The following is a 344-nucleotide window of genomic DNA, read 5'->3' as shown; positions in this document are numbered from 1 at the left end:
AGGCACTTCAACCTGCTCGACCTTGCCATCTGACTTCTTTACCCGGGGGACTTTTGCATGCAGATAACACCGGTGCTGGAAAAAGTCTAAATGCCGCCAAGTCTTTTCACGTGTATCGTAGGCTGTATAATTGTTCCCATCTGACACCCTGAAAGAGCTCCCTGTCTTGAAATCCAGAAATAAATGCAGTTCTTTCGTGCCTTTCAACTCACTTTCAGTGAATTCAATCTTTTCTATAAACCATGGGGTATTAATCCCCAAGGCCATCGCGAATAGTTCCTTATTTTTCATCTGCCAAATTTACTCGATTTTTTGCTGTTACCCACACAATTTAGCATAGAGCC

At 43.0% G+C, this 344-nt stretch carries 1 protein-coding gene; it reads right to left on the bottom strand.

The window, feature by feature from the left end:
• A partial coding sequence (locus tag FRY97_RS22135) for a transposase family protein (protein WP_147169753.1) occupies positions 1 to 291 on the bottom strand: 291 nt, incomplete at its 3' end.
• Positions 292 to 344: the final 53 nt, after the last annotated feature.

The sequence above is a fragment of the Phaeodactylibacter luteus genome (genome assembly GCF_007993045.1).
GTDB lineage: Bacteria > Bacteroidota > Bacteroidia > Chitinophagales > Saprospiraceae > Phaeodactylibacter > Phaeodactylibacter luteus.
This window is presented reverse-complemented; position numbering and strand designations above follow the sequence as displayed.